Annotated in this window: 21 protein-coding genes; 9 read left to right on the top strand and 12 right to left on the bottom strand. The window is 55.0% G+C overall.

What is annotated here, in order from left to right; translation table 11 throughout:
* Nucleotides 1–170: 170 nt before the first annotated feature.
* Nucleotides 171–584, bottom strand: a complete 414-nt coding sequence (locus tag QQF33_RS19015; protein WP_282492417.1) for a CoA-binding protein — start codon at nucleotides 582–584, stop codon at nucleotides 171–173.
* A gap of 173 nt (nucleotides 585–757) precedes the next feature.
* On the opposite strand from QQF33_RS19015, the gene csgI reads away from it, so the two are divergent.
* Together csgI and mgsA are read left to right on the top strand one after the other, a co-directional pair.
* Nucleotides 758–1,420, top strand: coding sequence for a curli synthesis inhibitor (gene csgI / locus QQF33_RS19010; RefSeq protein WP_282492416.1), 663 nt, complete (start codon nucleotides 758–760; stop codon nucleotides 1,418–1,420).
* An 86-nt stretch (nucleotides 1,421–1,506) separates the two neighbouring features.
* Nucleotides 1,507–1,965 (top strand): methylglyoxal synthase, encoded by a 459-nt coding sequence (gene mgsA / locus QQF33_RS19005; RefSeq protein ID WP_282492414.1) that lies wholly within the window; start codon nucleotides 1,507–1,509, stop codon nucleotides 1,963–1,965.
* Between the two features lie 44 nt (nucleotides 1,966–2,009).
* On the opposite strand, the gene helD is transcribed toward mgsA, so the two are convergent.
* Nucleotides 2,010–4,064, bottom strand: a complete 2,055-nt coding sequence (gene helD / locus QQF33_RS19000; protein ID WP_285158423.1) for a DNA helicase IV — start codon at nucleotides 4,062–4,064, stop codon at nucleotides 2,010–2,012.
* A 123-nt stretch (nucleotides 4,065–4,187) separates the two neighbouring features.
* Here helD and QQF33_RS18995 point away from each other — a divergent pair, with 123 nt between their 5' ends.
* Nucleotides 4,188–4,634, top strand: a complete 447-nt coding sequence (locus QQF33_RS18995) for a YccF domain-containing protein (protein WP_282492412.1) — start codon at nucleotides 4,188–4,190, stop codon at nucleotides 4,632–4,634.
* Nucleotides 4,635–4,653: 19 nt separating this feature from the next.
* A complete protein-coding gene (gene yccS / locus QQF33_RS18990) occupies nucleotides 4,654–6,816 on the top strand; it encodes a YccS family putative transporter (protein WP_285158422.1) in 2,163 nt (720 codons plus the stop codon).
* Here the strand turns inward: yccS and QQF33_RS18985 are convergent.
* The gene (locus QQF33_RS18985; protein WP_285145403.1) at nucleotides 6,773–7,399 is read right to left on the bottom strand and encodes a TfoX/Sxy family DNA transformation protein; all 627 of its coding nucleotides are present in this window, start codon (nucleotides 7,397–7,399) and stop codon (nucleotides 6,773–6,775) included. The genes yccS and QQF33_RS18985 overlap by 44 nt on opposite strands.
* 218 nt (nucleotides 7,400–7,617) lie before the next feature.
* Here QQF33_RS18985 and sulA point away from each other — a divergent pair, with 218 nt between their 5' ends.
* Together sulA and ompA are read left to right on the top strand one after the other, a co-directional pair.
* Entirely contained in the window at nucleotides 7,618–8,127 is a 510-nt protein-coding gene (sulA, locus tag QQF33_RS18980) for an SOS-induced cell division inhibitor SulA (RefSeq protein ID WP_282492409.1), read from the top strand.
* Nucleotides 8,128–8,483: 356 nt separating this feature from the next.
* On the top strand, nucleotides 8,484–9,539 hold the full coding sequence (ompA, locus tag QQF33_RS18975; protein WP_285149164.1) for a porin OmpA: 1,056 nt from the start codon (nucleotides 8,484–8,486) through the stop codon (nucleotides 9,537–9,539).
* Nucleotides 9,540–9,603: 64 nt separating this feature from the next.
* Here the strand turns inward: ompA and matP are convergent, their stop codons facing one another.
* Nucleotides 9,604–10,056: a macrodomain Ter protein MatP gene (gene matP / locus QQF33_RS18970; protein WP_282492407.1), complete on the bottom strand. Its 453-nt coding sequence runs from the start codon at nucleotides 10,054–10,056 to the stop codon at nucleotides 9,604–9,606.
* A gap of 185 nt (nucleotides 10,057–10,241) precedes the next feature.
* Between matP and QQF33_RS18965 the strand changes: the two genes are divergently transcribed.
* Both QQF33_RS18965 and fabA read left to right on the top strand, forming a co-directional pair.
* Nucleotides 10,242–12,002, top strand: coding sequence for a Lon protease family protein (locus tag QQF33_RS18965; RefSeq protein WP_285149163.1), 1,761 nt, complete (start codon nucleotides 10,242–10,244; stop codon nucleotides 12,000–12,002).
* Nucleotides 12,003–12,070: 68 nt separating this feature from the next.
* Entirely contained in the window at nucleotides 12,071–12,589 is a 519-nt protein-coding gene (gene fabA, locus QQF33_RS18960) for a bifunctional 3-hydroxydecanoyl-ACP dehydratase/trans-2-decenoyl-ACP isomerase (RefSeq protein ID WP_285145405.1), read from the top strand.
* Between the two features lie 75 nt (nucleotides 12,590–12,664).
* Here fabA and rmf read toward each other — a convergent pair whose 3' ends face one another.
* From rmf to rlmKL, 6 genes are all read right to left on the bottom strand, one after another.
* A complete protein-coding gene (gene rmf, locus QQF33_RS18955; protein ID WP_100780687.1) occupies nucleotides 12,665–12,832 on the bottom strand; it encodes a ribosome modulation factor in 168 nt (55 codons plus the stop codon).
* 254 nt (nucleotides 12,833–13,086) lie between these two features.
* Nucleotides 13,087–13,653 carry a membrane integrity-associated transporter subunit PqiC gene (gene pqiC, locus QQF33_RS18950; protein WP_095281474.1) on the bottom strand — a complete coding sequence of 189 codons (567 nt, stop codon included), beginning with the start codon at nucleotides 13,651–13,653 and terminating at the stop codon, nucleotides 13,087–13,089.
* Nucleotides 13,650–15,290, bottom strand: a complete 1,641-nt coding sequence (gene pqiB / locus QQF33_RS18945) for an intermembrane transport protein PqiB (protein ID WP_282492405.1) — start codon at nucleotides 15,288–15,290, stop codon at nucleotides 13,650–13,652. The genes pqiC and pqiB overlap by 4 nt, the downstream gene beginning before the upstream one ends.
* Before the next feature lie 4 nt (nucleotides 15,291–15,294).
* Nucleotides 15,295–16,548, bottom strand: a complete 1,254-nt coding sequence (gene pqiA, locus QQF33_RS18940) for a membrane integrity-associated transporter subunit PqiA (protein ID WP_285149162.1) — start codon at nucleotides 16,546–16,548, stop codon at nucleotides 15,295–15,297.
* Nucleotides 16,549–16,561: 13 nt separating this feature from the next.
* The gene (locus QQF33_RS18935) at nucleotides 16,562–18,469 is read right to left on the bottom strand and encodes an ABC transporter ATP-binding protein (RefSeq protein ID WP_282492403.1); all 1,908 of its coding nucleotides are present in this window, start codon (nucleotides 18,467–18,469) and stop codon (nucleotides 16,562–16,564) included.
* 12 nt (nucleotides 18,470–18,481) lie between these two features.
* Entirely contained in the window at nucleotides 18,482–20,590 is a 2,109-nt protein-coding gene (rlmKL, locus tag QQF33_RS18930; RefSeq protein ID WP_285145407.1) for a bifunctional 23S rRNA (guanine(2069)-N(7))-methyltransferase RlmK/23S rRNA (guanine(2445)-N(2))-methyltransferase RlmL, read from the bottom strand.
* Nucleotides 20,591–20,693: 103 nt separating this feature from the next.
* Between rlmKL and QQF33_RS18925 the strand changes: the two genes are divergently transcribed.
* Entirely contained in the window at nucleotides 20,694–21,806 is a 1,113-nt protein-coding gene (locus tag QQF33_RS18925; RefSeq protein ID WP_285158421.1) for a YcbX family protein, read from the top strand.
* Here QQF33_RS18925 and zapC read toward each other — a convergent pair.
* Complete coding sequence (zapC, locus tag QQF33_RS18920) at nucleotides 21,803–22,345, bottom strand: cell division protein ZapC (RefSeq protein WP_095281468.1); 543 nt, start codon at nucleotides 22,343–22,345, stop codon at nucleotides 21,803–21,805. The two genes, QQF33_RS18925 and zapC, sit on opposite strands and share 4 nt — an antisense overlap.
* Before the next feature lie 166 nt (nucleotides 22,346–22,511).
* Nucleotides 22,512–23,522, bottom strand: a complete 1,011-nt coding sequence (pyrD, locus tag QQF33_RS18915) for a quinone-dependent dihydroorotate dehydrogenase (RefSeq protein ID WP_285145409.1) — start codon at nucleotides 23,520–23,522, stop codon at nucleotides 22,512–22,514.
* Between the last annotated feature and the right edge of the window lie 38 nt (nucleotides 23,523–23,560).

The following is a 23,560-nucleotide window of genomic DNA, read 5'->3' as shown; positions in this document are numbered from 1 at the left end:
CAACCCCAAAACGTTCAGCGGTACGATGTGTTCCATCTTTTCCGGCAAGGTAGTGATTGACGACAGCTAATCTGGTTTCGAGGGAATATTTTGGCTTTGCCATAAAAAACTGCACCTTAATCAGTTGTGTGTCCAACTTTTGGGGTGCAGTCCACAATCGGGCTTTTTTATTACTTCGCCAGACCCAGTCGCGGGATATCAATCGCCGGGCAGCGATCCATCACCACGTTTAACCCGGCATCGCGCGCCAGAACGGCCGCCTGTTCGTTAATCACGCCAAGCTGCATCCACAGGGTTTTCGCCCCAATCGCAATCGCCTCCTGCGCCACGCCCCAGGCCGCCTCTGAATTACGGAACACATCCACCATGTCGACTTTCTCAGGCACATCGGCAAGCGTTGCGTAGCCCTGCTGCCCCAGCAGCGTTTTGCCCGCCACTTTCGGTGAAACTGGAATCACGTGGTAGCCCTGGTCGAGAAGATATTTCATTACGCGATAGCTGGGACGATCGGGTTTATCACTCGCGCCCACCAGCGCGATGGTACGGGTCGAGGTCAGAATGGCGATAATCTCGTTCTCTTTCATGGTGTTTCTCCTGGCTTTTTTTAAAGTGTACGCCAAAGCCCTTCAGGCAACCATTCATCCCATACATCTGTATGAGGGCAAAACCCTGGAATATGTCTATATGTTAGTAAACGTGTTTATCGAAAAATTTAGATACATTATTACGACGAAAGTATTTTCGACAGGAGCGCCTTATGAAGACCGGCATTGCCTCTGCTGTGATTGCATTATTGATGCCGGTCTGCGTTTATGCCACAACGCTGCGATTATCCACGGACATTGACCTGCTGGTCCTCGACGGCAAAAAAGTCTCCAGTTCGCTGCTGCGCGGCGCGGACAGCATCGAACTGGATAACGGGCCGCATCAGATTGTCTTTCGCATCGAGAAAAACATTCGCCTCTCCAACCACGAGCAGCGCCTCTACATCTCCCCGCCGCTGGTGGTGAGCTTTAACACGCAGAAAATCAGCCAGGTGAATTTTAATCTGCCGCGGCTGGAGACGGAAAAAGAGTCCGAATCCTTTGAAGCCGCGCCAAAACTGGAGCTGCTGGACGGCGATGCGATGCCCATCCCGGTGAAACTGGACATTCTGGCGCTGACCAAAACCCCGAAAGGGCTGGATTACGAAGCGGACACGGAACGCTATAACAAAGCGGGCAAAACCGCGTCGTTGCCCAAGTTTGCCACCATGATGGCAGATGACAGCACGCTGCTGTCCGGCGTGTCTGAGCTGGATGTGATCCCCCCACAGTCGCAGACGCTGACCGAGCAGCGCCTCAAATTCTGGTTTCAGCAGGCCGATCCCGACACCCGCACGCGTTTTTTACAGTGGGCGAAGCAACAACCTTCGTCCTGAGCCACATTTTTTCGCCCTTTCTCTTGCAGCGTCAGGCGGTTCCCGTCATCGTGTAGCCAGTTAACCTGAACCTGACGGAAAAGATTATGGAACTGACAACACGTACCCTGCCGGAGCGCAAACACATCGCGCTGGTCGCGCACGATCACTGTAAACAAATGCTGCTGAACTGGGTTCAGCGCCACCAGGCTCTGCTGGAAAAACACAATCTGTCTGCAACCGGCACCACCGGGAATCTGATCCAGCGTGAAACCGGGCTGGAAGTGAATGCTATGCTGAGCGGCCCGTTGGGCGGCGATCAGCAGGTGGGCGCGCAGATTTCGGAAGGGAAAATTGATGTGCTGATTTTCTTCTGGGACCCGCTGAACGCGGTGCCGCACGATCCGGATGTGAAGGCGTTGCTGCGCCTCGCGACCGTGTGGAATATTCCGGTTGCCACTAACCTCTCTACCGCCGACTTTATTATTGAGTCACCGCAGTTCAACGCGCCGATTGAGATCCTGATCCCGGATTATCCGCGCTATCTGGCTGAACGACTGAAGTAAGTGTTTATGCCGGGCGGCGACTTCGCCTGGCCCGGCATTAATCTTTAAGGCTTCTTCGCCACCGGCACATCTATATTCTTCAGAATATCCACGAAGCGCGACGGTTCATCTTTGTTGAACAGCAGCCAGACGCGATGGCGTGCGCGGGTAATGGCCACGTACAGCAGACGACGCTCTTCCGCGTCCGGGAAATCCTCCACGACCGGCAGCAGTGCCTGCTCCATGACCGATTCGCGCGCCGGGGCCGGGAAGCCGTCACTGCCCTCCTGCAGCCCAAGCACAATCACGTAATCTGCCTGCTGGCCTTTGCTGGCATGAATGGTGGTGAAGTCGAGCGTAAGCTTTGGCCAGCGGGTGGCGGCTTTGTCCAGTATCGCCGGTTTCAGGTGGTGATAGCGCGCCAGCACCAAAATTCGTTCTTCCGCTTTCACATAGCCGCTCATCTTGTCCAGCAGCGCCTCCAGCTGATCCTGCGGCAAAAGCGTCACCGCTTTCTTATCCCCGGCAGACAGGCTGTTCAGCGGTTTCACCAGTTGATGCGGGTTCTGCTGGATAAAGCGGTTGGCGATTTCACCGATGCGGGAGTTGAAGCGGTACGTGGTGTCGAGATCGCTGCGATCGCCCTCGCCAAAATAGTGATGGAAAGCGGTGGTCAGCGACAGTTGCGCGCCGCTAAAGCGGTAAATCGCCTGCCAGTCATCCCCCACGGCAAAGAGCGAAGTGTGTTTGTTCTGCGCGCGAAGTGCCGCCAGAAGGGCGGCGCGCTGCGGGGAGATATCCTGGAATTCGTCCACCAGAATATGTTTCCACGGACTAACGAAGCGGCCTTTTTCGAGAATAATAATGGCCTGATGAATCAGCCCGGAGAAATCGACCGCATTCTCCTCTTTCAGCGCCGATTTCCAGGCTTTCAGCAGAGGAGCCATCAGCTTCACGCGTTTTGAAAACAGCGCCCGCACCTCTTCTGGCGCATTCTCAATCATCTCGGCCTGCGAGCCACCGTGCATGCGCATCAGGCTCACCCAGCGATCGAGCCGTGAACCGAGGCGACGCGCCAGTTTCTCGTCCTGCCAGAAACTGCCTTCCGGCACCGTCCAGTTCAGCTCCTCTTCCAGCCACTGACGCCACCCTTTTGCCTGGGCCTTTTTCTCGCTGCACTGCTGCTGCCAGGTGGTGATAAACAGTGAAAGTCTGGCCTGAGTGTCGTTTTCCAGTTTGCTGATGACCGGCACTTTTTTGCTGCCCTGCTGGATAATGTGCAGCGCCAGGGCATGGAACGTCCGCGCGCTGATATCCCGCGTGTGTAAACGTTCCTGAATCCGCTCGTCCATCTCCTGCGCGGCCTTACGTCCAAAGGCCAGAAGCAGAATCTGGTCGGCTGTGGCTTCGCCGCGGGCCAGCAGCCATCCGGCTCGCGCCACCAGCACCGAGGTTTTCCCGCTGCCCGCGCCCGCAAGCACCAGCAGCGAATGTTCCCCGTTGACCACCGCGCGCGCCTGCGCCGGGTTTAACGGAGAGGACTCGATATTCTGGAAAAACTCGGCGTGCTGCGCCAGCATCGCATCGGTCCAGGCCTGATTATGTGCCAGTCGGCTTTGGTCGATATCCGTCAGCCAGGCTTTGCACTGACGCCACGGCTCGCGGCAGTTTTCAAACTCATCAAGACGAGACGAGGGCAGCGGCAGCGCCGTCAGCGCCTGGCGGATACGCTGCTGCATTCCGGCGGTCTGAGCGCGGGTGAGCCATTTCTTTTGCTCCTGACTCTGGGCGATATCCGCCAGAACCTGCTGCAACACCTGTTCAGCCACCTGACTCATCTCCGCGCTCCACTGCTGCCAGAGCGTGCTCAGATGATGGTGGAAGCGCTGGGTTTCGGCCCATTCGGTCCCGTGCAGACGCACAACTTTATCGGCAGGCAGGACAAATTCCAGCTCGCCCCACACCAGGCCGCGTTTGCAGTGGATAGCCAACAGTTGATTGAATGGAATGAGATATTCGTGGCGTTCACCGGAGACTTTCACCCCGGCGTTAAGAAGGACAACCTTGTCGTACGGATGTTGCGCCAGGCGCTTGCCTAATGATGTCGCTTTTAGTTCCATGTCCAGCCTGATCCACGAAGAGAGTGTTTGCCCATTAGTTTAACCGCCAGTTTTCAGGTGCTCCAGCCTAAAAAAACGTTACAATCATCAGGCTTTAATCATATCGAAAGGAAGTGAGGCTTTATGCGTACCGTTCTGAATATTTTGAATTTTGTCCTTGGCGGTTTTGCCACCACCCTTTCCTGGCTATTTGCCACGCTGGTCAGCATTGTTCTGATCTTCACGCTCCCCCTGACGCGCTCGTGCTGGGAGATCACTAAACTCTCCCTGGTGCCCTACGGCAACGAAGCCGTTCATGTGGATGAGCTTAACCCGGAGAGCAAAAGCGTCCTGATGAATACGGGCGGAACGCTGCTCAATATGTTATGGCTGATCTTCTTCGGCTGGTGGCTGTGCCTGATGCACATCGCGGTCGGGATCACGCAGTGCATTACGATTATTGGGATCCCGGTCGGGATCGCCAACTTTAAGATCGCCGCGATTGCCCTGTGGCCCGTCGGTCGCCGCGTGGTGCCGGTAGAAGTCGCTCAGGCCGCGCGCGAAGCGAATGCCCGCCGTCGTTTTCAGTAACTAAGGATACGCCGCCCCTATGCTAAGCCCGTTGCTTCGCAGATACACATGGAACAGTGCCTGGCTCTATAACGTCAGGATTTTTATCGCGCTTTGCGGCGCGGCAGCCGTGCCCTGGTGGCTCGGCGAGGTTAAGCTGACCATTCCGCTGACCCTTGGCGTGGTGGCAGGAGCGCTGGCCGACCTTGACGATCGCCTGGCCGGACGGCTGCGCAATCTGGTGATTACGCTGATCTGTTTTTTCATCGCCTCGGCGTCCGTCGAGTTGCTCTTCCCCTGGCCGTGGCTTTTTGCCCTGGGTCTGATGATCTCCACCACCGGCTTTATTCTGCTGGGCGGGCTGGGACAGCGCTACGCGACTATCGCCTTTGGCGCACTGCTGATTGCGATCTACACCATGCTGGGCGTGTCCCTTTACGACCAGTGGTATCAACAGCCGCTTCTGCTGCTGGTGGGGGCGATCTGGTATAACCTGCTGACCCTGACCGGGCACCTGATCTTCCCGATTCGTCCGCTACAGGACAATCTCGCGCGCAGCTATGAACAGCTGGCGCACTATCTGGAACTCAAATCCCGGCTGTTCGACCCGGACATCGAAGAAGAGAGTCAGGCCCCGCTTTACGATCTGGCGCTGGCCAACGGACAGCTGGTCACCACGCTGAATCAGACTAAAGCCTCGCTACTCACGCGTCTGCGCGGCGATCGTGGTCAGCGCGGCACCCGACAAACGCTGCATTATTACTTTGTGGCTCAGGATATTCACGAGCGAGCCAGCTCGTCGCATGTACAGTACGCTGCCCTGCGCGAGAAGTTCCGCTATAGCGACGTGATGTTCCGCTTCCAGCGACTGCTGTCGATGCAGTCCCAGGCATGCCAGCAGCTGGCGCGATCGATTCTGTTAAGAACTCCTTACCAGCACGATCCTCGCTTCGAGCGGGCGTTCAGCCATCTTGATGCGGCGCTCGATCGCGTGCAGGCCAGCGGCACCTCGCCAGAACAGATGAAAGCCCTGGGATTCTTGCTGAACAATCTGCGCGCCATCGATGCGCAGCTGGCGACAATCCAGTCTGAGCAGGCGCTCTCCATGCAGGGTAACGAAGCGGAAAACCAGCTCGCGGACGACAGCCCGCACGGCTTCGCGGATATGTGGCTGCGTTTAAGCCGCAATTTCACGCCGGAGTCTGCCCTCTTTCGCCATGCGGTGAGGATGTCCGCCGTCCTGTGCGTTGGTTATGCCTTTATACAGATCACCGGCCTGCACCACGGCTACTGGATTTTGCTCACCAGCCTGTTTGTCTGCCAGCCAAACTATAACGCCACCCGCCATCGTCTGGCGCTGCGCGTGATCGGCACGCTCGTCGGCGTCGCCATTGGTCTGCCGGTGCTCTATTTTGTCCCTTCCGTAGAAGGTCAGCTCATCCTGATCGTCATTACCGGTGTGCTGTTCTTCGCCTTTCGTAATGTCCAGTATGCTCACGCGACCATGTTTATTACCCTGCTGGTGTTGCTGTGCTTCAACCTGCTGGGCGAAGGATTTGAGGTCGCCCTGCCGCGCATCATCGACACGCTAATTGGTTGCGCCATCGCATGGGCTGCGGTGAGTTTTATCTGGCCGGACTGGCGTTTTCGCAATCTGCCGCGCGCGTTGGATTTGGCGATAAATGCCAACTGCCGCTATCTGGACGCGATCCTCGAGCAGTACCATCAGGGCCGCGACAACCGTCTGGCCTATCGCATTGCCCGTCGTGATGCCCATAATCGCGATGCGGAACTGGCGTCGGTGGTGTCAAACATGTCAACGGAGCCGCGCGCGACCGCAGAAATTCGTGAAGTCGCTTTCCGCCTGCTGTGTCTGAACCACACCTTCACCAGTTACATTTCAACATTGGGTGCGCATCGCGAGCAGCTCACCGATCCGAACATCCTCGCACTGCTGGATGATGCTGTGTGCTACGTCGATGATGCGCTCCATCACCGTCCGGTCGACGAGCCGGGCGTGCGAAATGCAATAGATGAACTTAGCCAGCGTATTGCGCATTTCGCCCCCGGTGCGGACACCAAGGCTCCGCTCGTGCTCCAGCAAATCGGTCTGCTCATCGCCCTTCTGCCTGAGATTTGCCGCCTGCAGCAGCAAATCGCTACTTACCGGAATGATTTTCCGGCAGTACAGGAAGCGCGTTAAACCACTCCATCAGCTCCCGACGCCTGATCGTCGGGAGCGCCGCCTCATGCAGCCCATCAATCGCCCCGGCCAGTGCAAACAACACTTTGACGCCAAGGTGCCGGTTCAGGGCTCTGATTTTCAGCCAGCATGCCTCTGCCCCCAGCGTCCGTAACATCGCTTCACTGGTGACGCCCGCCTCACACAGGAGAATTTCAATCTGGAACGTCAGGTTGGGCAAATCTTTGAGTCGCCGCCGCTGATGCCGCTGGTAACGCTCCTGCCGGGCTGCTTCGAGCGCAAAGCTTGAGAGCTGCAACAGCCTTTCGCGGTCCTGCCATAATCCTTCGTCCACGCGGTAGTAATTCAACAGAACCGGTCTGCCCCGTTTAAGTAAGGTTAAAAAGGAGGAGGACTGTTTTACACAGTACTGGGCGCTTTGCTCACACGCCCGCAGATAGAGTTCGCCATCAGAGACCATCGCAAAGACCGCTTCGTCGACGGCTAATGTGTATCCACCAAAGAGAGCCCGATGGTGGATTTCACCCAAAGGTGAGAGGTATTCCTGGGATGTATAGATCCGTTCATAAGATATCTTTTTCATGATATTCACCATATAAATCATAGAGTAACAACACCATTTGCTTACTACCGGATCCGTTAGCAGGAACATAGAAAACTTATTGTCACTCGGCAAGATTATTTTGCAGGACACGCCAATATCGAACTAAATTTGCGAGACGCTTTCCGAAAATGAGGTTGATCTTTGGGCGTACAGGGGTTACTGTATATTCATACAGTAACTACAGGGCTGGAATGATTATGCACACTTCAGGCTATGCAAATCGCTTAACATCTTTTACCTCTTCCGCTGGCAATGGCGCGCAAAAAACGGCCGGGCGTGTCTCTACCGGTTTGATCAGTGAAGTGGTATATCGCGAAGACCAGCCCATGATGACACAATTGCTTTTATTGCCGCTTTTACAACAGCTTGGCCAGCAGTCGCGCTGGCAGCTCTGGCTGACGCCGCAGCAGAAGTTGAGCCGGGAATGGGTACAGGCATCTGGACTCCCCCTCACCAAAATGATGCAGAGCAGCCAGGTCGCGCCATGTCATACGGTGGATTCGATGGTTCGCGCATTGCGCACCGGGAACTACAGCGTTGTGATTGGCTGGCTGGCAGAAGAATTAACAGAAGAAGAACATATTCGCCTGGCGAATGCGGCAGAAGAAGGTGACGCGATAGGGTTCATTATGCGTCCGGTTCGTCTCGATACTCTCGGCAGAGGACACCTGTCTGGGCTAAAAATTCACTCAAATTTGTATCATTGAGTAAATTTAAGAGTATTCCTGGAACTTTTTTTGACATCCGTTGACGCAAAAAGTTCCACAACTCAAAACTTCGAGAAAGCTTGTCTGGCGCGGTTTCCGTTAATTTTACAGCATAAAATTCTCGCTAAAAATGTTAAATATTGCGTATACGGAACTTTTTTTTTCATATGCCTGACAGAGTTCACACTTGTAAGTTTTCGAGTACGTTGTAGACTTTACATCGCCAGGGGTGCTCGGTCTAAGCCGAAGATATCGGTAGAGTTACTAGTTTGAGCTCGCCCCCCGGTGAAGGATTTAACCGTGATTTCTCGACGAGATCTTCATGGCGATTTTTGGATGATAACGAGGCGCAAAAAATGAAAAAGACAGCTATCGCGATTGCAGTGGCACTGGCTGGCTTCGCTACCGTAGCGCAGGCCGCTCCGAAAGATAATACCTGGTATGCAGGTGGCAAACTGGGCTGGTCTCAGTTCCATGACACTGGCTGGTACAACAGCTCCCAGAACAACGATGGCCCAACTCACGAAAGCCAGCTCGGTGCAGGTGCGTTTGGTGGCTATCAGGTTAACCCGTATGTTGGTTTTGAAATGGGTTACGACTGGTTAGGTCGTATGCCATACAAAGGCGACGAAGTTAACGGCGCATTCAAAGCTCAAGGCGTTCAGCTGACCGCTAAACTGGGTTACCCAGTAACTGACGATCTGGACGTGTACACTCGTCTGGGCGGCATGGTATGGCGCGCTGACTCCAGCAACAGCGTTGCTGGCGACGACCACGACACGGGTGTTTCCCCAGTATTCGCTGGTGGCGTAGAGTGGGCAATGACCCGTGATATCGCTACTCGTCTGGAATACCAGTGGGTTAACAACATCGGCGACGGTGCTACCGTTGGCGTTCGTCCTGACAACGGCATGCTGAGTGTAGGTGTTTCCTACCGTTTCGGCCAGCAGGAAGATGCAGCTCCGATCGTTGCTCCAGCTCCGGCTCCAGCTCCAGAAGTACAGACCAAGCACTTCACTCTGAAGTCTGACGTTCTGTTCAACTTCAACAAAGCAACTCTGAAACCAGAAGGTCAGCAGGCACTGGATCAGCTGTACACCCAGCTGAGCAACCTTGACCCGAAAGACGGTTCAGTAGTGGTTCTGGGCTTCACCGACCGTATCGGTTCTGACGCATACAACCAGAATCTGTCCGAGAAACGTGCTCAGTCTGTAGTTGATTACCTGGTATCTAAAGGTATCCCAGCTAACAAGATCTCCCCACGTGGTATGGGCGAATCTAACCCAGTGACTGGCAACACCTGTGACAACGTGAAAGCTCGCGCTGCACTGATCGACTGCCTGGCACCAGATCGTCGCGTTGAGATCGAAGTTAAAGGTATCAAAGACGTTGTAACTCAGCCTGCGGCATAAGTTATCGTCTTATAAAAAAACCCCGCCATGCGGGGTTTTTTATTGCCTGAAGAAAAGTGAAAAACTATTTTTTGCCAAGCATGGCCTGCAGGTCATTCTTCAGCGTTGACATCTGGTTAGCATATTTCTCTTTATGCTCCGCATCTTCAATCAGCTGCACCACCGTCTCCGACAAGGTTTTTCCTCTGCGCTGGGCCAAACCGGCTAACCGCTGCCAGACCATAAACTCCAGGTCGATAGACTTCTTACGCGTGTGCTGATGTTCAGCGTTAAAATGGCGTTTGCGACGCGCACGAATGGTCTGCTTCATACGGTTTAACAGCGCCGGATTGATGTGCTTTTCGATCCACCCGTTGACCTGTACCGGCTCATTTTCGAGGGTCAGCAAAACATCCACCGCTTCTTTTGCAGCACTGGCTTCGATGTAGCAGGTGATCAGCTCGCCTTCTCGATGCTTTTTGACCAGATACTTCCATTTCCAGCCGCTTTCGAGATTTTCCAGTTGTTGATATTTCATCGCGATCTCAGTGTTACCTCGTAACTATGTTCAGAATATCAGTTTTTTGGCAATCTGCTGAAAAGAAATCATATCCTGAGAGCCTTGCGTCGCATTCACCCTCTGAAATCCCGAATACCACGTGGGAATGGGTCAACGCTTGCGGTATAATCCACCGCTTTACATCTAACTAAAAAACATCAACTTTGACCATTACGAAACTAGCATGGCGTGACCTGGTTCCGGATACTGAAAGCTATCAGGAACTGTTTGCACAGCCAGACCTCGCAAAAGAACACGACTTCATCCTTAGCGACACGCAACCGCGTTTACATTACGCGCTGGAGCAAACGTTAAGCCCATGGACAACCTCCCCCTTCATGTTACTGAAGGCGCCAGAAGAAGCCGAATATTTGGCGCTGATGGCCGATGCCGTGCGTCAATTGCAGCCAGAAGCGGACAACGTTTTTGGTGGGCAATATCGTATCGTGGGAAGTGATGTCACTTTCGAACCCGCAAAAACTGCTGATGAAAATTTTGCTGCCACCGGCGACGTCATTACCGCCGAGTGGGCCGAAGCGGAACAGTTATTTGGCTGCCTGCGTCACTTCAACGGTTCGCTGAGCATTCAGCCAGGGCTGGTACACAAAGCCAACGGCGGTGTGTTGATTATCTCGCTGCGCACCCTGCTGGCACAGCCGCTGCTGTGGATGCGTCTGAAGAACATCGTGACGCATCAGCGCTTTGACTGGGTCGCTTACGACGAATCTCGTCCACTGCCTGTCGCCGTTCCGTCGATGCCCCTGTCACTGAAAGTGATCCTGACCGGCGATCGCGAATCGCTGGCAGATTTCCAGGAGATGGAACCGGAGCTCGCCGATCAGGCGGTCTACAGCGAATTTGAAGACAACATCCAGATCGCCGACGCGGACGACGTGACGCAATGGTGCCAGTGGGTGCTGGCCGTCGCTGAGCGTTTCGCTTTGCCAACGCCTGCGGCAGATGCCTGGACTGGCCTGATTCGTGAAGCAACGCGTGATACGGGCGATCAGGAAACCCTGCCGCTTTGCCCGCTGTGGATCAGCAAACAGCTGCGTGAAGTCGGTGTCATTAGCGGTTCCGGCGAATTTACCGGCGAGCAATTTGCTCAGATGCTGGCGCAGCGCGAATGGCGCGAAGGCTATCTGGCTGACCGCATGCAGGATGAGATCCTGCTTGAACAAATTCTGGTGGAAACCGAAGGCGAGCGCGTAGGCCAAATCAACGCCCTGTCCGTCATTGAGTTCCCTGGTCATCCGCGCGCCTTCGGCGAGCCTTCACGTATCAGCTGCGTCATTCATATTGGCGACGGCGAATTTACTGACGTGGAGCGCAAAGCTGAACTGGGCGGGAACATTCATGCGAAAGGCATGATGATCATGCAGGCCTTCCTGATGTCTCAGCTGCAGCTGGAACAACAGCTCCCCTTCTCTGCCTCGCTGACATTTGAACAGTCATACAGTGAAGTGGACGGCGACAGTGCTTCTATGGCTGAGCTGTGCGCGGTGATCAGTGCCCTTGCGGATGTGCCGATTAACCAGAGCATTGCGATCACCGGTTCTGTCGATCAGTTTGGTCGCGCCCAGCCCGTTGGCGGCCTGAATGAGAAGATCGAAGGTTTCTTCTCCATCTGCCAGCAGCGCGGGTTTAGCGGGAAACAGGGGGTGATTATCCCTGCGCCAAATGCGCGCCATCTGAGTCTGAGTCAGGCGGTACTTGATGCCGTGGAAGCAGAACAATTCAGCATCTGGGCCATCGAAGATATTACGGATGCGCTACCCTTACTGACGAACCAGGTCTGGGACGGCGAAGTCCAAACGACGCTGATGCAGGCGATCCAGGACCGCATTGCTCAGGCCATGCAGCAGGACGCGCGTCATCGTTATCCGTGGCCGTTACGCTGGCTGAGCTGGTTTAGTCCGAACTGATCGGACTTGTTCAGCGTACACGTGTTAGCTATCCTGCGTGCTTCACTAAAATAAGGCTTACTGAGAACATGGTAGATAAACGCGAATCCTATACAAAAGAAGATCTTCTTGCCTCTGGTCGTGGAGAGCTGTTTGGCGCTAAAGGCCCGCAGTTACCTGCTCCGAGCATGCTGATGATGGACCGTGTCGTGAAAATGACCGAAACCGGCGGCAACTTTGACAAGGGTTACGTGGAAGCGGAACTCGATATCAATCCTGAACTGTGGTTCTTCGGTTGCCACTTTATCGGTGACCCGGTAATGCCTGGCTGTTTAGGTCTGGATGCGATGTGGCAGCTGGTTGGCTTCTATCTGGGCTGGCTGGGCGGCGAAGGTAAAGGCCGTGCGCTAGGCGTGGGTGAAGTGAAATTCACCGGTCAGGTTCTGCCTTCCGCGAAGAAAGTCACCTACCGTATTCACTTCAAACGCATTGTGAACCGTCGTCTGGTGATGGGTCTGGCGGATGGCGAAGTGCTGGTTGATGGCCGTGTTATCTACACCGCCAGCGACCTGAAAGTCGGTCTGTTCCAGGACACGTCCGCGTTCTGATGATTGCTTAAAATCGTTTAAGCATGAAAGGCGAAACCTCCGCATGGCGGAGGTTTCTGTTTTAAAGAGACGTTATCAAGCAAGAAGTACCCTGTCTCCGATGGCTTCTCGCCAGCCTCCCAGCCATTGTGACCTTTGATTTATCGTCTGATAAGGACACATTTCTTTAGAGCGTCCAGCGATGCCAGCCTGATAACCACGTTGATGAGCCCTTTCCAGGCGATCTCGTTTCTGTCTCTTCATGCCTCGTTTCCCTCATTCTTTGGTCTGGTGGAAAGAAAACAGTGTATGCAAAACGTGCAAACACAGATAACGAATAACCCGAATCTCCCTCAGCGTCAATGCGCAAAATTCACGCCAGTGTCATATTTGTGAGCTACACAGAAGATCATTTGTACAAAAATTGTGAGCTGGCACAAGTAACAGCCTGAACAAAAACCGAAAAAAAAGCCGCCATCAGCGAAACGCGGATGGCGGCTTTGAGTGATGAATTTTACTTATGGCAGACGAGAAATCTCCTGCGCGATACTGGCCGATTCCTGGGCCCAGCCCTGCGCCAGCACCTTCACCATTTCGTCATAACCGTCCTGCTGCTGTTTCAGCTCCAGGTGGAACGGACGCTTAATCAGCTGTCCCTGATGGTTCAGCAGCCACTCACCGCTGATCACCACCTTCCCATCGTAACGACCATGGAAACCCGTCACGTTGACGTTGAGGGTGTCCTGATCGCTGCCCAGAGGCTGAGAGGCCACTACCCAGCCCGGAAGCTGGCTGCTCAGGTTCGCCACCAGCGTATTACGTAATTGCTGGTCCAGCGGGCTGGCCCACAGATTGTTATTCGCAATCACGTACTGCACTTCGCTGGTCTGATACACCACGCCGTTTCCGGCGAGGGAATCAGGAATGGTCACCTGCTCAACCCACAGCAGACGATGCCCCTGGCTGGCGGTGCTTTGCCCGCCCGTCTGCGCTCCCAGCGGCAGCTGGTAGTAGCTCTTGGTGTCACTTCCTGAACTGCAGGCTGTTAAAACCAGTGCTCCGACGATTAATAGCCACTTTTTCATTCTTTTGCCCTCTTCGGCTCAGGATCTTTTTTGTCCTTGGCTTCAAATACCAGCGCGTTGCTCTTCTCGTTCAGCGTTTTCAAAACCGGCTGCAGTTCACGCAGGACCTGATCCAGGCGCTGCATATCCGCCACCATCTTGTTGTACGCCGCCGAGCCAGGCTGGAAGCCCTGCATGCTGCGGTTCAGCTCGCGCAACGTTTTCTGCATATCCTGCGGAAGCTGCTGCATCGACTGGTTAGCCGTAATTTTGTTGATATTATCCAGCGTGGTTTGCAGACGACGCATCGTGGCCTGGCTTTCGGTCAGGCTGTTGGTCGCTTGCTCAAGCATCGGATTCAACGGCAGATTGTTTATCTTATCCAGGGTTTCCATCAGACGCTGTTGGATCTGAGCCAGGCCGCTGCTGACGGTCGGGATAATCGTGTATCCGCCGAACTCGCGCGCACCGGTCATCGCTGGGGCTTTCGGATAGAAGTCCATATCCACATACAGCGCGCCCGTCACCAGGTTGCCGGTTTTCAGCGAGCCGCGTAATCCGCGATTCATCAGCTGATTAATATGCTCCCCGATATCCTGATCCTTACCGATCTGGGCCAGCAAGCGCTCAGGCTCAATGCGGATCAGCACCGGAATGCGATAGTCATCATCCAGCACCTGATGCAGGCCCGGAACGAAGTACGGTACCTGACCGACGGTACCCAGACGAATACCGCGGAACTCGACCGGCGCACCTGGCTGCAGGCCACGAACCGAATCTTTAAAGAACATCAGGTAGTCGACGTGATCCGTATAGAGCGCATCCTGAATGCTTTTCTGATCGTCAAACAGTCTGAACGCGGTTTTTGGCGCGACCGGCTGACCCAGATCCATCCCTTCCGGCACATCAAAGCTCACCCCGCCACCGAACAGCGTGGTCAGAGATCCCATCTCAACGCGCATGCCCGCCGACGTCAGATCCACGGCAATGCCGCTGTCTTTCCAGAAGCGGACGTTGTTGGTGACCAGACGATCGTTTGGCGCATTGATGAACAGCTGGTAGCTGATGGCGCGTTTTTGCGCATCAAAGGTGCTGGTTTCCACGGAACCTACGCGATAACCACGGAACAGCACCGGATCGCCCGGGCTGAGCTGCCCTGCTTTCTTACTGTCGAGGGTGACACGAATACCTTTCGCGTCCGGCGGCGCAAGAGGCGGAGCATCAAGCAGCTGATAGTTTCCGGGCTGGCTGCCTTTCGAGCCGGGCTGCAGCTCAATGTAAGCCCCGGAAAGCAACGTCCCCAGACCACTGATCCCTTCCCGTCCGACCTGCGGTTTGACCACCCAGAAGACGGAATCACCATGTAACAGCTTTTCCATTCCTGAGTGCAAACGCGCTTTGATCTCAACGTGCGTCAAATCGTCCGTCAGGGTTGCGCTTTCGACCACACCCACGTCCACGCTGCGGCTTTTGATGGTGGTTTTCCCCCCTTCAATGCCCTCCGCGTTGGTGGTGATCAGCGTCACTTCCGGCCCCTGATGGCTGTAATGATAAAACAGGATCCAGGCTCCGATCAGCGCGGTGACGATGGGGAAGATCCACACCGGCGACCAGTTCTTGACCTTCTGCACTTTCGCCTCTCCACTCTTATTTTCCATGCTCTCACTCTTCCTCATGGCTTGACTCTGGCTCACGATCCCAGGATAAACGCGGATCAAAAGTCAGGGCCGCAAACATCGTCATCACAACGACCAGCGCAAACATCAGCGCGCCCATAGCGGGATAAATACTCATCAGTCCTCCCATGCGCACCAGCGCGGAGAGGACGGCAATCACAAATACGTCGATCATTGACCAGCGGCCAACAAATTCGACGACTTCATAAATCAGATGCATGCGTTCACTGTCGCGTTTCCCGTGCCCTTTGGCATCCCAGCACAGCCAGGCAATCGCGATCATTTTTAAGGTCGGAACCATGATACTGGCGATAAAGATCACCATAGCGACCGGATACGAACCTTCGCCCCACAGCAAAACCACACCCGCGAGGATCGTCGAGGGCATTTTGTCCCCCAGCAGATCCGTAATCATGATCGGTAAAATGTTGGCGGGTAGATACAGCATGATCGACGTGACCAATAACGCCATTGTCCATTGCAGACTGTTTTTACGCCGCACATGCCCTTTTGTCCCGCAGCGCGGACACACCTCGTGGTCAGCAGGCAAAATCGCGGTACAGCACGAACAGGAGCGTAATCCCTGGCGAATCCCCGGCACGCCCACTTTTACCGTCTGATTAAGGGTTGGCGCAGGCGCGATATCATCCCAGGCCCAGCGGCGGTCCACGCACTGGAAGGCGCGCAGTTGCAGGATGCAGTACAGGCACCAGGGAATAAAACTGCTGCCGATCCCGACGTCGCCGTAGGCCATCAGCTTGACGAAGCTGACCAGAATTCCCGCCAGGAAAATCTCAGCCATTCCCCAGCTTTTCAGCTGGAAAAGCACCCTGGCCAGCATAATTTTCACGCTGTCGGGCATTCGGACGCGGTTGACCAGCAGCAGGATCACCACCAGACAAAAAGCCGGAACGATTTGCACGAAAAGGAGGAAGAAGGTGCCGAGACTGGCGTAATCTTCCGAGAACATGACGCCGGGAATTTCCAGCAAATTTACTTCGCTGGTCATCCCGCCGACTTTCATATAGATGAACGGAAAAAGATTAGAGAGCAGCAGCATAAAGAGTGCCGCGAGCGCATATGCAGTAGGACGCGCACGAGGCGCGTCCCACTCAGTTGTCAGCGTTGCCCCGCAGCGGGGGCAAGTTGCTTTATGTCCGTGATCCAGCTCAGGAAGCGCCACGAGCATATCGCATTGCGAGCATAGAATATGCCGGTCGGCATGGTGCTGATCACACATCGGGTATCCCTGTTTATGCGCCGTTTTTGAGAGCCTCAAGGTACTCCCAGCGCTCAAATGCTTCTTCCAGCGCCTTTTCAGCCTGGGAAAGCTCCGCCAATATTTTCTGAGTATAGTCGTGTGGCTGGCTAAAGAAGGAGGCATCAGCAACCTGAGCCTGCAATGTACCCAGATTCGCTTCCAGCTCTTCCAGACGTTGCGGCAACCCTTCCAGTTCGCGCTGCAGGTTATAGCTCATTTTGACCGTCGATTTTTTGACAGTTTCTGCTTTTGCGACAGGAGTTTGCGATCCAGTTTTGGATTTTGACTGTTTAGTCGCCAAAGATTGCGCCTGCTGCCCGCGCGCATCCTGATAGCCGCCGACATATTGACCAATCCGGCCTTCGCCTTCAAAAATCCAGCACTCGGTCACGGTGTTATCCACAAACTGACGGTCGTGGCTGACCAGCATCACGGTGCCCTGATAGCCGTCGATCAGCTCTTCCAGCAGTTCCAGAGTTTCGACATCCAGATCGTTGGTCGGTTCATCGAGAATCAATAAGTTACTTGGCTTCAGGAACAGACGCGCCAGCAGCAGGCGGTTACGTTCCCCGCCGGACAACGCGCGAACCGGCGTCATGGCGCGTTTAGGATGGAACAGGAAGTCCTGCAGGTAGCCCAGCACGTGGCGCGGTTTACCGTTAACCATCACCTCTTGCTTCCCTTCCGCCAGGTTGTCCATCACGGTTCTGTCCGGATCCAGCTCAGTACGGTGCTGGTCGAAATAGGCCACTTCCAGTTTGGTCCCGCAGTGAACGCGACCGCTGTCAGCCTGCAGCTGGCCGAGCATCAGTTTCAGCAGCGTGGATTTACCACAGCCGTTCGGGCCAATCAGGGCGATTTTGTCGCCACGCTGAACCTGAGCGGAGAAATCGGTCACCAGCACTTTGCCATCGATCTGGTAATTGACGTTTTCCATTTCGAAGACAATCTTGCCGGAGCGAGACGCTTCTTCTACCTGCATCTTCGCGCTGCCCATCACTTCGCGGCGCTCGCTGCGTTCGTTACGCATCGCTTTCAGGGCGCGCACGCGGCCTTCGTTACGGGTACGACGTGCTTTGATGCCCTGACGGATCCAGACCTCTTCCTGCGCCAGCTTACGGTCGAACTCGGCGTTTTGCAGCTCTTCCACGCGCAGGTTTTCTTCTTTCTCCAGCAGATAGGTGTCGTAATCGCCTGGATAGGTGACCAGCTTGCCGCGATCGAGATCGACAATGCGGGTCGCCATATTGCGAATAAACGAACGGTCGTGGGAGATAAAGATAATGGTGCCGTTGAAGGTTTTCAGGAACCCTTCCAGCCAGTCGATGGTTTCGATGTCCAGGTGGTTCGTCGGCTCATCAAGCAGCAGCACTTTTGGCCCGCAGACCAGCGCGCGACCGAGTGCTGCTTTACGCAGCCAGCCGCCCGACAGGGACGCCAGCGCCATATCGGCTTCAAGACCAAGCTGCTCCAGCACTTCATTGATGCGATCTTCCAGCTGCCACAGACCGTGGTGATCCAGCAGATCCTGCAGGCGCGCCATCTCGTTGAGATTTTTTTCGCTCGGATCGGTCATCACCAAATGCGAAATATCGTGATAGCCCTTCAGATACTCGGCCTGCTCGGAGATCCCTTCGGCGACAAAATCATAGACGCTGCCCGCGACGTTGCGCGGTGGATCCTGTTGCAAACGGGAAACGATCAGATCCTGCTCGTAAACGATACGACCATCGTCCAGACCCTGCTCACGGTTGAGGATCTTCATCAGCGTGGATTTACCCGCGCCGTTACGGCCTACCAGACAGACGCGTTCGTTGTCTTCGATGTGCAGTTCAGTATCGTCGAGAAGAGGCGCATCGCTGAATGACAGCCATGCGCCGTGCATGCTAATTAATGACATTTATATTTCCTTTCAGACTGCGGTAATCAACCAGCAGTTGTGAATTTGACGGTTACGGGCGAAGTCCTGAGACAGCGTTTTTTGGCTGATTTCTTGTGCTTTCAGCCCCAGTTTTTCCAGCCCGTCATTGTCCATGCGGAAGCCGCGTTTGTTGTTCGAGAACATAATGGTGCCGCCTTTACGCAGCAGACGTTTCAGGTCGGTCATCAGACGCAGGTGATCGCGCTGAACGTCGAAGGAGTCTTCCATACGTTTCGAGTTAGAGAAGGTCGGCGGATCGATGAAGATCAGATCGAACTGCTCGTCGGTATCGCGCAGCCAGCCCAGCACGTCCGCTTGCATCAGGCGATGCTGACGCCCGGTCAGGCCGTTGAGACGCAGGTTGCGCTCTGCCCACTCCAGATAGGTACGCGACATATCGACGGTAGTGGTGCTGCGTGCACCGCCCAGACCCGCATGAACGCTGGCGCTACCGGTGTAGGCGAAGAGGTTGAGGAAGTCTTTCCCTTTGCTCATCTGGCCCAGCATACGACGCGCGATACGGTGGTCGAGGAACAGACCGGTGTCGAGGTAATCCGTCAAGTTGACCCACAGACGCGCGTTGTACTCGCCCACTTCGATAAAGTCACCCTTATCGCCCATCTTCTGATACTGATTGGTCCCTTTCTGACGCTCACGGGTTTTCAGGATCAGTTTGTTCGGGGCGATGCCCAGCACGCCAATGGTCGCAGCGATAATGTCCAGCAAACGCTGACGCGCTTTTTGCGCATCAATAGTTTTCGGCGCGGCGTATTCCTGCACCACCACCCAGTCCGCGTAACGGTCAACCGCCACGTTATATTCCGGCAGATCGGCATCGTAAATGCGATAGCATTCGATTCCTTCCTGTTTCGCCCACTTTTCGAATTTCTTCAGATTCTTACGCAGACGGTTGGCGTAATCTTCCGCCACGGTGGACGGTTTGCTGTCGCCGTCTTTCTCGGTCAGATGGTAGTTTTTCTGCACACAGTCCAGCGGGCCGTTTTTGGCTTTGAACTGGCGCTCGGCGCGGAGCTGCAGGCAGCTCAGCAGTTCCGGAGAACCGCTAAACAGCGACAGATTCCAGCCGCCGAACGCGTCTTTCATGGTGCGGCCAAACAGGCTGTGCAGCGCGATCAGCGCCGGTTCGCTGTCCAGACGCTCGCCGTACGGCGGGTTACTGATCACCGTACCGTATGGGCCTTTCGGCAGCGGATTGGTTAACTGGGCGACGTCTTTCACCTCGAAATCGATCAGCTCACCGATACCGGCGCGACGGGCGTTGCTGCGCGCGCGTTCAATCACGCGAGCGTCGCTGTCCGAGCCGTAGAAACGGGAGGTGTAGTCTGCCAGGCCTTTACGCGCACGGACCTGTGCTTCGGCTTTGACCTCTTTCCAGAGTGCATCGTCGTGCTGCGCCCAGCCGCTAAAGCCCCACTGTCCGCGGTGCAGGCCCGGCGCACGATCCGTCGCCATCATCGCCGCTTCGATCAGCAAAGTACCGGAACCACACATCGGGTCGAGCAGCGGCGTGCCCGGCTGCCAGCCGGAACGCATCACGATAGCCGCAGCCAGGTTCTCTTTGATCGGCGCAATACCGGCGCGATCGCGATACCCACGCTGATGCAGACCTTCGCCGCACAGATCCAGGGAGATGTGCGCCGTCTCTTTATTGAGCCACACGTTAATGCGCAGATCGGGATTTTCACGATCGACGTTCGGGCGCTCGAGGTTTTTACGCGTGAAGCTGTCGACGATGGCGTCTTTCACTTTCAGCGCGCCGTACTGGCTATTACGGATTTCGTCGTTCAGACCGCTGAAATGCACGGCAAAGGTTGCGCCTGGGGCGAAGATCTCTGTCCAGTCGGTCGCCTGTACGCCGAGGTACAGGTCAAGGTCGCTGTAGACCTTACAGGCACCCAGCGGCAACATAATGCGCGACGCCAGGCGGCTCCACATCAGGCTCTGGTAAATAAGCCGTGTGTCGCCCTCGAAATGGACACCACCCTGAACCACCTGGCACTCCAGCGCGCCAAGGCTTTCCAGTTCAGTTTTTAACAGCTCTTCCAGCCCACGGGCCGTACTGGCAAACAGAGAATTCATATCGTCACTTATTACTCGTAGAAAATTGCTGCGCATTATAGCTAATATGTGCGCTATGTCCTAAAGTTGAGGGCTTATTTTAAATCGTTCGAGGGCGTGAACAGTGGCGACGTTATCCAGGCTTTTTATTCATCCGGTCAAATCCATGCGCGGCATTGGCCTGACCCATGCGCTTGCTGACGTCAGCGGCTTCGCCTTTGATCGCATTTTTATGATCACCGAACCGGACGGCACCTTCATCACCGCCCGCCAGTTCCCGCAGATGGTGCGCTTTACTCCTGCTCCGCTACACGATGGCTTACATCTGACCGCGCCGGACGGTTCCAGCGTGATCGCCCGCTTTAGCGACTTCGCCGCCGTCGATGCGCCCACCGAAGTCTGGGGCAACCATTTTACTGCCCGCGTCGCCCCCGAAGAGATCAACACCTGGCTCAGCGGCTTCTTTTCTCGCGCCGTACAGCTGCGCTGGGTCGGACCGGAACTGACGCGTCGCGTGAAGCGTTTCGAAGCGGTTCCCCTCTCCTTTGCCGACGGTTTTCCTTACCTGCTCACCAACGACGCCTCCCTGCGCGATCTGCAAAACCGCTGTTCCGCCAGCGTGCAAATGGAGCAGTTCCGCCCCAACCTGGTGGTAACCGGCGCACAGGCCTGGGAAGAGGACACCTGGAAGGTTATCCGCATTGGGAGCGTGATTTTTGATGTGGTGAAACCCTGCAGCCGCTGCATCTTCACGACTATCAGCCCGGAGAAAGGTCAAAAGCACCCTTCCGGCGAGCCGCTGAAAACGTTGCAATCCTTCCGTACCGCGCAGGATAACGGCGATGTCGATTTTGGCCAGAACCTGATCCCCCGCAGCAGCGGCGTGATCCGCGTGGGTGATGAGATCGAAATTCTGTCAACGGGACCGGCAAGAGTTTACGGTCACGGGCCGGAGGAAGAAGAAGAGCCAGAAGCGATCACCCAGCCGGTGTCGGCGGTGACCATTCAGTGGCAAGGCAAAACGCTGCCGGGAAATAATCAGCAGGTACTGCTGGAACAGCTGGAACAAGCGGGGATCCGCGTGCCTTATTCGTGTCGTGCGGGGATCTGTGGAAGTTGTCGCATCACCCTGGTCGATGGCGAAGTGACGGCGCTGAAGAAATCAGCGGTAAGCGAGGATGGAACCATTCTGTGCTGTAGCTGCATTCCGAAAACGTCTGTGCAGCTAGAGCTTTAAACGGCCTGTTCGAGGCTGAACGAATCCATACGCAGCTGCGGCTTCAGCCGGTCATTCATCACTTTAATCGCATCACCCAGCTGCATTGTGCGCCCGGCAATCACCACGCCGGGTTGCGCCAGCAGGCACAGGGCGGCATTTTCGCCCGGCTCGACCACCAGCAAACTCACCTCTTCCGAGGTATCACTCAAATTGACGCAGGCCGCATCACCTGTGATCGGCGACCAGGACTGGCCGTGAGCGAGGAAGTGCCAGCTTTTTGGCATCTGCGGTTTCAGGAAGCGAATCGCCACCAGCGCATTCAGCACCAGCTCGGCGCGCTGCTCTTTAGAGAGGATCAGATCGCGACATTTCTCTTCAAACGAGAAAAACAGCGCCGCGTCGTCAACACAAAAGCCTGACGGCGCAAACGCATCCGGGGTCAGCATTCGGCGAGCGAAACGAGAGCGAAATAACATGCCATTGGCTAAATCGAGCATCATTCGATCGTGCTCATCGCAAAAATACCAGCGCCAGTTATCGTCAGGTTTTATTCGCATTTTCCTCTCCTTCCCCACAACGTCCTGTTCTTAAAATGTCCGAATTGTCGCTTCGTTTTATAACATCAATAATAAAAGACCATAATGTCTAAATAAGCAACAAAGACGGAATATAAAACAACCAGGGCTGGAAATAAAGCCCTGGTTGTCTGATATGGAGAAAAGATTAGATATGATTAACGATTTCTTTAATCAATTGTGGGCCTTTAAAAATAAAGCCGGAATAGATTTGCACCAGCGACGCACCCGCCGCCATCTTCTCGCGGGCCGCGATGACGGAGTCGATGCCACCCACGCCGATGATCGGTAAGCGACCCTTTAATTCCGCCGACAGCGCGCGAATAATTTCGGTGCTTTTTAATTGTACCGGACGACCGCTTAAGCCACCCATTTGGTCACAGTTTTTCATTCCCTGAACCAGGGAGCGATCGAGTGTCGTATTGGTCGCAATAACACCATCAATATTATGGCGAACCAAACTGTCGGCCACCTGGATCAATTCTTCGACAGAAAGATCCGGGGCGATCTTCACCGCGATCGGAACATATTTATGATGGGTATTCTGCAGCTCATTCTGCTTATTTTTGATCGCACTTAAGAGATCGTCCAGCGCTTCACCATATTGGAGAGTACGCAGGCCTGGGGTATTTGGCGAAGAGATATTAATCGCAATATAACCGGCATAGGCATAGACTTTTTCCATACAAATCAGATAGTCATCTTTTCCCTGCTCCACCGGCGTATCTTTATTTTTGCCGATATTAATCCCGAGCACGCCGTCAAAATGGGCTTTTTTCACGTTCTCTACCAGGTGATCAACACCGTGGTTATTAAAGCCCATCCGGTTGATCAACCCTTCGGCTTCAACCAGGCGGAACAGGCGCGGCTTGTCATTCCCGTCCTGCGGACGTGGCGTCACGGTGCCGACTTCAATGGAGCCGAACCCCATCGCGCCCAGGGCGTCAATGCATTCGCCGTTCTTGTCGAGGCCTGCTGCCAACCCCAGAGGATTTTTAAACGTCAGGCCCATGCACGAGACAGGTTTTTCCTGCACTTTCTGGCGCACCAGCGCTTCAAGAGGCGTTCCTGTAATGCGGCGTAACTGCTGGAATGTCAATTCATGAGCGCGCTCTGGATCGAGCTGAAAAAGGGCTTTACGAACGAAGGGGTAGTACATGAACTCTCCTGGATTCCGGTGTGCAAACCGGACACGGA

Origin of the sequence: Lelliottia wanjuensis, assembly GCF_030238365.1 — a bacterium.
Classification (GTDB): Bacteria; Pseudomonadota; Gammaproteobacteria; order Enterobacterales; family Enterobacteriaceae; genus Enterobacter; species Enterobacter wanjuensis.
This window is presented reverse-complemented; position numbering and strand designations above follow the sequence as displayed.

Coding starts and splice junctions, on each gene's coding strand:
- QQF33_RS19015 (WP_282492417.1), bottom strand. CDS start 584: ATGAAAGAGAACGAGATTATCGCCATTCTGACCTCGACCCGTACCATC.
- csgI (WP_282492416.1), top strand. CDS start 758: ATGAAGACCGGCATTGCCTCTGCTGTGATTGCATTATTGATGCCGGTC.
- mgsA (WP_282492414.1), top strand. CDS start 1,507: ATGGAACTGACAACACGTACCCTGCCGGAGCGCAAACACATCGCGCTG.
- helD (WP_285158423.1), bottom strand. CDS start 4,064: ATGGAACTAAAAGCGACATCATTAGGCAAGCGCCTGGCGCAACATCCG.
- QQF33_RS18995 (WP_282492412.1), top strand. CDS start 4,188: ATGCGTACCGTTCTGAATATTTTGAATTTTGTCCTTGGCGGTTTTGCC.
- yccS (WP_285158422.1), top strand. CDS start 4,654: ATGCTAAGCCCGTTGCTTCGCAGATACACATGGAACAGTGCCTGGCTC.
- QQF33_RS18985 (WP_285145403.1), bottom strand. CDS start 7,399: ATGAAAAAGATATCTTATGAACGGATCTATACATCCCAGGAATACCTC.
- sulA (WP_282492409.1), top strand. CDS start 7,618: ATGCACACTTCAGGCTATGCAAATCGCTTAACATCTTTTACCTCTTCC.
- ompA (WP_285149164.1), top strand. CDS start 8,484: ATGAAAAAGACAGCTATCGCGATTGCAGTGGCACTGGCTGGCTTCGCT.
- matP (WP_282492407.1), bottom strand. CDS start 10,056: ATGAAATATCAACAACTGGAAAATCTCGAAAGCGGCTGGAAATGGAAG.
- fabA (WP_285145405.1), top strand. CDS start 12,071: ATGGTAGATAAACGCGAATCCTATACAAAAGAAGATCTTCTTGCCTCT.
- rmf (WP_100780687.1), bottom strand. CDS start 12,832: ATGAAGAGACAGAAACGAGATCGCCTGGAAAGGGCTCATCAACGTGGT.
- pqiC (WP_095281474.1), bottom strand. CDS start 13,653: ATGAAAAAGTGGCTATTAATCGTCGGAGCACTGGTTTTAACAGCCTGC.
- pqiB (WP_282492405.1), bottom strand. CDS start 15,290: ATGGAAAATAAGAGTGGAGAGGCGAAAGTGCAGAAGGTCAAGAACTGG.
- pqiA (WP_285149162.1), bottom strand. CDS start 16,548: ATGTGTGATCAGCACCATGCCGACCGGCATATTCTATGCTCGCAATGC.
- QQF33_RS18935 (WP_282492403.1), bottom strand. CDS start 18,469: ATGTCATTAATTAGCATGCACGGCGCATGGCTGTCATTCAGCGATGCG.
- rlmKL (WP_285145407.1), bottom strand. CDS start 20,590: ATGAATTCTCTGTTTGCCAGTACGGCCCGTGGGCTGGAAGAGCTGTTA.
- zapC (WP_095281468.1), bottom strand. CDS start 22,345: ATGCGAATAAAACCTGACGATAACTGGCGCTGGTATTTTTGCGATGAG.
- pyrD (WP_285145409.1), bottom strand. CDS start 23,522: ATGTACTACCCCTTCGTTCGTAAAGCCCTTTTTCAGCTCGATCCAGAG.